A 7844-nucleotide genomic window follows, 5' to 3' on the forward strand; every position below is an offset into this window, starting at 1 on the left:
GGAATGTAAATTTGTCAGTTATTGTCGTTAATCGCTGTTAAGCTCCAATTGATCTCTGTTAAAAGAGGACAAAAAAGCATGACAAGTGGAATCAATGAACGATTTTTGTTATTATTTTAACGTCGTAAAAGTTAAATGAATACTGAATATTAACATTTAAAAGAATTATAAATCATGAAACAGACAACAAAAAACATTCTGGGAATAGGAGCCATCGTTCTTCTTAGTTCAGGAGTTGCAGGATTTACTACCTATAAAATGTTGCGCTCGGATGACGCAAGTAGGGAAACATCTTTCAATGAGATGTTCAAACAGAATCCCAATGTGAAATTGGCTGCTTTTGACGCATTAGATGCTCAACCTGTTGATTTAACTCAAGCTGCGGAAAACTCGCTTCATGCCGTTGTACATATAAGATCTACTCAAGAGTCTAAAACGAGATCAGTTCAACAAGCACCGGATATCTTTGATTTCTTTTTCGGTGATGGACGCGGGCAACAACGCCAGGTACAAACTCAACCCCGTATTGGTTTTGGTTCCGGAGTGATTATTTCAAAAGACGGTTACATCGTAACAAACAATCACGTGATTGAAGGTGCTGATGAAATTAGTGTAAAGCTAAATGACAATCGTGAATTCAAAGGACGTGTAATTGGTGCTGACCCCAGTACTGACCTTGCCTTGGTGAAAATAGAAGGCGACGATTTCCCGACCATTCCGGTAGGCGATTCCGACGCATTGAAAGTAGGAGAGTGGGTGTTGGCCGTGGGTAACCCGTTTAACCTCAATTCTACCGTTACTGCAGGTATTGTAAGTGCGAAAGCCCGTTCCTTAGGCGTATACAATGGTGGTATAGAATCATTCATTCAGACTGATGCCGCTATCAACCAAGGTAATAGTGGAGGTGCATTGGTTAATGCCAAAGGCGAGTTAGTGGGTATCAACTCCGTGTTATCGTCTCCCACAGGAGCCTATGCGGGTTATGGTTTTGCCATCCCGACCAGCATTATGACCAAAGTCATTGCCGACCTGAAACAATATGGAACTGTACAACGTGCCTTGCTTGGTATTCGTGGAGGCTCTATCGGTAGCAGCTTGATGGATGATAAGCAACAGATCAATGAGTCGGGTACTACATTGGCTGATAAGGCTAAAGAACTGGGCGTTGTAGACGGTGTATGGGTTTCCGAAATCGTAGAAAACGGTTCTGCTGCCGGAGCTGATATTAAAAAGGATGACGTCATTATTGGTTTGAACAATAAGAAAGTCTCTAATATGGCCGACTTGCAAGAAGCACTTGCCAAATATCGTCCGGGTGACAAGGTGAAAGTGAAGCTGATTCGCGAAAAGAAAGAAAAAACCGTCGAAGTTACCCTAAAGAATGAACAAGGTACGACTAAGATTGTTAAAGATGCAGGAATGGAAATTCTGGGAGCTGCCTTTAAAGAACTACCCGATGATCTGAAGAAGCAGCTGAATCTAGGTTACGGTTTGCAAGTAACCGGCGTATCTTCCGGAAAGATGTCCGATGCAGGTATACGTAAAGGTTTCATAATCCTCAAAGCGAACGATCAGCCAATGCGCAAAGTTAGCGATTTGGAAGAGGTAATGAAAACCGCTGTGAAGTCTCCGAATCAGGTTCTTTTCCTCACCGGAATGTTCCAGTCGGGTAAACGAGCTTACTTCGCTGTCGATTTGACACAGGAGTGAAAAGCTAAAATACAATAAGAGAATAGCAGTATAAGCTAATGAAATCCAAAAAAGGTGTCGATATGCAACCAGTCGACATCTTTTTTGTTCTTATAATGGGAAAACTAATGAAAAAGTTTGGCTAAATAGTATGTTAACAAATTATTTGTCGTAACTTTGCACTCCAAATCTGTTTTTTAAGAATGAGACAACTAAAAATTACCAAAAGTATCACTAACAGAGAGAGTGCTTCTCTTGACAAGTATTTACAGGAAATCGGACGTGAGGACCTTATTACTGTTGAAGAAGAAGTAGAACTCGCTCAACGCATTCGTAAGGGTGACCGCGTAGCATTAGAAAAATTGACACGTGCCAATCTTCGTTTCGTCGTATCTGTGGCTAAGCAGTATCAAAATCAGGGATTGAGTTTGCCTGACTTGATTAATGAAGGCAATTTAGGACTGATTAAGGCTGCCGAGAAGTTTGATGAAACACGTGGATTTAAGTTTATCAGCTACGCAGTGTGGTGGATTCGTCAGTCTATTCTGCAAGCATTGGCAGAGCAGTCGCGTATTGTTCGTCTTCCGTTAAACCAAGTTGGCTCGCTGAATAAAATCAGCAAAGCTTTCTCTAAGTTTGAGCAGGAGAATGAACGCCGTCCGTCTCCCGAAGAGTTGGCAGATGAATTGGAAATACCGGTTGATAAGATCTCTGATACATTAAAAGTATCAGGACGTCATATCTCGGTAGACGCTCCTTTTGTAGAAGGCGAAGACAACAGCTTGCTGGATGTGTTGGTGAACGATGATTCGCCTATGGCGGACCGCTCTCTGGTAAATGAGTCTCTTGCGAGGGAAATTGATAGAGCTCTTTCTACGTTAACCGATAGGGAAAAAGAAATCATACAGATGTTTTTCGGTATCGGACAACAAGAAATGACATTAGAAGAAATCGGCGATAAGTTTGGTCTCACACGTGAGCGCGTTCGTCAGATTAAAGAAAAAGCAATAAGAAGATTAAGACAAAGTAATCGTAGTAAATTGCTCAAATCTTACTTGGGATAAGTAGGAAATATCAGTTTCTGAAAAAATTAGAGTCGCATTAACTGCACCATTCCTTGTGAAAGAATGCAGTTGTGCGGCTTTTTATTTTGTATCTTTCAAAGCTAGGCTATTATGAAGAAAATAATGAGAATTACGCTATTTGTACTTGTCGTTCTGCTGTTTTCCGGCACAGGTTGATTGTTTATGGTAAGTGTAGCGATACTACCGTAGCACCCCTTGTGATTAGTGAACGCTTAAATAAAAAGGCGAGTGAAGCACGGGCGTACAGTATCAGTAAAGGTTTTAATACGAACTATTGCATGTTAGTGGATTTTGGAATTCACTCAGGTAAGAAGCGTTTCTTTATTTGGGATTTCAAAGGAGATTCAATCAAATATTCAAGTCTATGTGCACATGGGTATGGCCGAGATAGTACGCATGACAAGCCCGTGTATAGCAATGTAGAAGGAAGTTATTGCTCCTCTTTAGGAAAATATAAAGTGGGTGTGCGGTCATATAGTAAATGGGGGATCAATGTACACTATAAATTGCATGGCCTGGAACCGACCAACAACAATGCTTTCAAACGCTATATCGTACTCCATTCCTATACGCCCGTGCCTGTGAGAGAAATCTATCCGGCGCATCTTCCTTTAGGAATGAGCCAAGGATGTCCGGTTATTTGCAATGACGTAATGAAGCAACTCGACGCGTTGCTTAAAACAGAGAAGAAACCTCTTTTGCTCTGGATTTATGAATAGAAAAGCTATTTATTGTTGATAAAATGATGAAATATCTGCTTTTTTGTTACCTTTGCCACATAAAATGAATAAGATATGAAATACGTTAAAATACTATTTGCTGTCGCACTTGTCTTTACAATGTGTTCTGCGTTTTCAATTAAAAAGAGTAGCTCTAAAACGGTGTATGCATTTGGCATATCGGCTTCATTTACCGATACTACCGTATACTACACGAGCATTCAAATACTGGATAGCGCAAAAGTGAGTAAAGATGGTTTTCTGGTTCATCGTGAGCAGTATAGCTACCAATTGAAATCCCATTTGGAAAACTCGGGCGTGCAGGAAAATAGTACATGTATGGTATACTTTTCTACAAACAAGAAGAAACTGGAAAAAGAATCCGCTAGGATCTTATCTAAATATAAGAAGAATAAAAATACTTCCGTTGTGCAAGTCGAACCGGATAAGTTTCACTTCACTAAACCTGAAGAATAAGAACAAATCGATTCTTAAATCGTTAATATAGTAAGAGATGCAATTTTGTATCTCTTATTTTTTATATTTGCGATATAATAAATAAGAATAACTGATGAAAAAGATTAAGATATTTACCTTGCTTCTCTGTTTAGGGGCATTCTTTGTGGCTTGTAACAAGGACGATGATGGGCCCGATGTCCCTCAACCTCGTGAGCAAGTAGGCCGTACAGTCTTGGTATATATCGTGGGTGATAATGGAGCCAACGAATTATCCAGTCTTTTTGAAGACAACTTTAGGGATATGAAAGAAGGCATGAAGGATGTTGACTATTCAAAATGCAACCTGATTGTTTACAGTGAGTTGGTTAATGACGTTCCCCGTCTTATCTCCGTGAAAAAGAAGAGTGGGAAAGTAGTTGCCGACACGCTCTTCACTTATCCGGAGCAGAATCCCTTGGAGAAGAAAGTCATGTCTGCTATTATTTCTCAAACCGTTAGTTATTTTCCGGCCGATAGTTATGGGTTTGTTTTCCTTTCTCATAGCTCTTCGTGGGTGCCGGCATCTAATAATGCCAACTCTCGTTCGATTGGTTATTACCGTAGAACACAGATGGATATTCCGGACTTTCGCGATGCATTGCAAAGCTCCTTCCCCAAACCTTTGAAGTTTATATTATTCGACTGCTGTAATATGCAATCGGTGGAAGTGGCTTATGAACTTCGTGAATGTGCTGACTACTTCATCGGTTCACCTGCTGAAATCCCCGGTCCCGGCGCTCCTTATCAGAGAGTTGTTCCGGAGTTCTTTACAGAAACTGATTTAGCTAAAAACATAGCAAATGCTTATTTTGGTTATTACGAAGAACATTATAAAGGAACAATTCCGAAGAGCAATGACGATTGGACAGGAGGCGTTGCCACCTCTGTAGTGGAGAGTGCTGCTTTAGATCATTTGGCGGCAGCAACAAAGAGTGTTTTAAAGAAATACATCGAACATCGATCAGACATAAGTAGCGTTGGTATACAGCGATATGATTTCACTTGGACAGATGCTAACTATGACCTGGAAGGATTCATCCAAACTCTTACAGGAGGCACAGATAACGCTGATTATAAATCTTGGCGGACCGCTTTTGACAACGCAGTTGTATTTTGGGAAACAACGCCTCAGAACTATTCTGGTATTATTTATAGAATGTTTTCTATGGAAAAGGCCACAGGCCTCTCTACTTATATACCTATGGAGAGCAAAATTCAACAATGAATGTATTCTATCCTACTTTGGAATGGTATTCCGCTGCCGGCTGGAATGACATAGCTTGGTGATATAACTATTTTTCCATTCATTCTTTTCTCGAAAAGATCGAAGTGAATACCCAAAACGTACTCATTTAACTTTGACGTGTCGTGAACTCGTGATAAATATATCACCAGTGCTTGATATAAGCTCTGTGCACAATGATACATCACCCTTATGTCAAAGTCACTTTTTTGTGTATCATGCAGTATATCAATTAATTGCAATGCGCCTTCTTTTTTTTGATCATTTTATTCTGATGATCGATAGCTATTGCTTGCTTCCCCCAAAAATAGAGTTTTCAAGTCATCAAACAAGCCTTTTAAGGAGCCGTAACGTGCGCAACTATTCGTAAATTAAAGCAGTCCTTCCCTATGTTTATGTCCTTTTATTTCCTGTTCCACATATTGTGCGACGCCTGTTCCACATAATGTGGGACACGTGCTTCACAATGTGTGAGTCAGCTGTTCCACAACTGTGGAACAGGAAATATAATAGGCAAAGATGCTTTTTACTAGTTTTTTACTACTATCTGTCGGGGGAATTTTGCCAAGTACAGAGCCTTCGGAAATCGGTATTATCTATTGAGTAGATCAGTTTGAGAAAAAGAAGGCGCAATGTATTAAGCTGTCAGTCAGTTGTTTGTGGCAAAAAGTGATTATGACATATATCTCTTTACATTTTGTTACTTGCTTAAATTCCGTGTTTTACTGGTTAATTTGTTTATAAGTGCAGTCTATTTTCCTAGATTTTAGGCTAACCTCAGTAAAGGAGAAGGTACAGTCAATATCTAGGCAAACCGTACTCGACTTGCCGGTGCTCTAAATATTTACTATTTTTGGGGACGGGCTGTAATTGAATGACATTTACCTTGTCCTATACGATTCGCAACGAAAAAACGGATAATGAATAAAACAATTACTTATATCACTTCTTTTTTGTGGCTGTTGATTTTTTCAGCAAGCTATGCCGGTGCGCAAAACAAGCAGACACCCCTGTTTACAGAGCTTCGCACTGCCGAGGAGGTCGAAAAGGACGAATGGAGTAACAAAATAGTTGCTGTTGAAACCTTGGCGAACCACATTGTCCGGTTGATAAGCTCAAAAGACAAATATGCTTCCGGGCAATGGGAGTGCATCCAAGTGTTGGACAAAAGAACAGGGAAACTCACTCAAACTATTGATTTAAAAAAGCGTGAAGTTGATGTATATTATGAATGGATTGTAAGTGGTGATTATAATTTCGACGGATTCAGTGACTTCTATCTCGCGGCAAGTGCTACCCGAACAAACAGTTGGGGCTATTATTTTTTGTATGATAAAGAAACAGGAGAGTTTGTAGAGTCGGAAGAACTCACAGGCTTGTTATCACTCGAGTTTACCGACCGTAAAACCGTTATCGAACGCGTTGTGCAAGACGATGCTGCTTACGTAAAAGAATATCAATATATCGACAATAAGTTGGCTTTGGTAGCCTCGGACTCTACATTTTGCGAGCCGCCATTAAGCGAATTGGCTTTGTTCTACAGCAGAATCAATAGCGGGACTACCTACGCTCGTGATATGTCAATCCTTGACGTAATGAAGGGATATGCGAGGGATTCAATATCAATTGATCGAACGTTCAAGGATAGCAATGGGAAGAATAAACTAAAAATAAAAGTGATTAATCCTTGTTGCCTCGATGACGATGCTTATAGGGTTGATGGTATGATCAATTATATCTCTGTTGAAATTGCGAACAAAAACTTTGCAGACACATTGATTTACTATAATCCGGATGTGCTAATGTCGTTGATATCTCTTTCAGAAAGCAAGATTACCCTAAAATCCATTGGCAGAAGAAAGGCTGTATTCATTCCTTTTAGTTATTGTTGCAATGCCGATGATGATGTACGAATGGGAATTATTGTATGCTGCAACGACAAAATTAGCTTATATCATATAAACCTAAGAGGCGAAGATTTTGCGAACTATAAAATCAATGATGATCTAGACGAAACGTTTGCAGAACTTTCACCAGCATTGAAGAAGAAATTAATTCAATTTATAGAAACACAGTATCAAACGTTTATCCACGATTAATGAAGGCAACTAATAGATGAAGATTTTAAAAACAAAAAAACTCTTAGGCATTGCCTTGGTCATTGTTTTTGTGATAGTATATAAGCTGGCAAAAACACAATATTACTATTCAGGGTATGTGGTTGATGAATCAAAGCATCCCATTTCAGATGTCTTAGTTAGAGAATACAAGGGTAAACGCAGTACTGTAACAGATAAGAATGGGCATTTCAAGTTTAATAGAGATCAAGGGAATGAACGCCATTTAATATTTGAGAAAGAAGGCTATCTAACAGATACCGTATTCGTATTTACATTGGTGAGCGAGGATGAGGTGCGGTATAATCCCAGAATACTTGGAGGCAAAGAGAAAGTTGTATTACGCAAAGTTCGCTCTCAAGACGAAGAACCTCATTCCTGGGAGTCTGAATTTATAAACAATGTATTCTGATGAGAGAAGGATAATCTAATTACCAATGAGATAATTTAAAGTTGCTAGTACGCTCTTGTTATTCTGGCTGTTAGTAGATGG

The 7844-nt window shown here is 39.6% G+C and carries 7 protein-coding genes; all 7 read left to right on the top strand.

Annotated elements, in window-relative coordinates:
- Positions 1 to 174 precede the first annotated feature (174 nt).
- The 7 genes from JCM10512_RS18315 to JCM10512_RS18345 all read left to right on the top strand — a co-directional run bounded on the left by JCM10512_RS18315 (position 175) and on the right by JCM10512_RS18345 (position 7763).
- Positions 175 to 1710, top strand: a complete 1536-nt coding sequence (locus JCM10512_RS18315) for a trypsin-like peptidase domain-containing protein (protein ID WP_044165173.1) — start codon at positions 175 to 177, stop codon at positions 1708 to 1710.
- A gap of 182 nt (positions 1711 to 1892) precedes the next feature.
- Positions 1893 to 2753 carry a sigma-70 family RNA polymerase sigma factor gene (locus JCM10512_RS18320; RefSeq protein ID WP_002561589.1) on the top strand — a complete coding sequence of 287 codons (861 nt, stop codon included), beginning with the start codon at positions 1893 to 1895 and terminating at the stop codon, positions 2751 to 2753.
- 218 nt (positions 2754 to 2971) lie between these two features.
- On the top strand, positions 2972 to 3493 hold the full coding sequence (locus JCM10512_RS18325; protein WP_439644387.1) for a murein L,D-transpeptidase catalytic domain-containing protein: 522 nt from the start codon (positions 2972 to 2974) through the stop codon (positions 3491 to 3493).
- 75 nt (positions 3494 to 3568) lie between these two features.
- Positions 3569 to 3970: a hypothetical protein gene (locus tag JCM10512_RS18330; protein ID WP_044165174.1), complete on the top strand. Its 402-nt coding sequence runs from the start codon at positions 3569 to 3571 to the stop codon at positions 3968 to 3970.
- A 94-nt stretch (positions 3971 to 4064) separates the two neighbouring features.
- Entirely contained in the window at positions 4065 to 5216 is a 1152-nt protein-coding gene (locus JCM10512_RS18335; RefSeq protein WP_244437291.1) for a clostripain-related cysteine peptidase, read from the top strand.
- Between the two features lie 938 nt (positions 5217 to 6154).
- Positions 6155 to 7333, top strand: coding sequence for an XAC2610-related protein (locus tag JCM10512_RS18340; RefSeq protein WP_044165177.1), 1179 nt, complete (start codon positions 6155 to 6157; stop codon positions 7331 to 7333).
- Positions 7334 to 7349: 16 nt separating this feature from the next.
- The gene (locus JCM10512_RS18345) at positions 7350 to 7763 is read left to right on the top strand and encodes a carboxypeptidase-like regulatory domain-containing protein (protein WP_044165178.1); all 414 of its coding nucleotides are present in this window, start codon (positions 7350 to 7352) and stop codon (positions 7761 to 7763) included.
- The last annotated feature ends 81 nt before the right edge of the window (positions 7764 to 7844 follow it).

Source organism: Bacteroides reticulotermitis JCM 10512 (assembly GCF_000517545.1).
Lineage (GTDB): Bacteria > Bacteroidota > Bacteroidia > Bacteroidales > Bacteroidaceae > Bacteroides > Bacteroides reticulotermitis.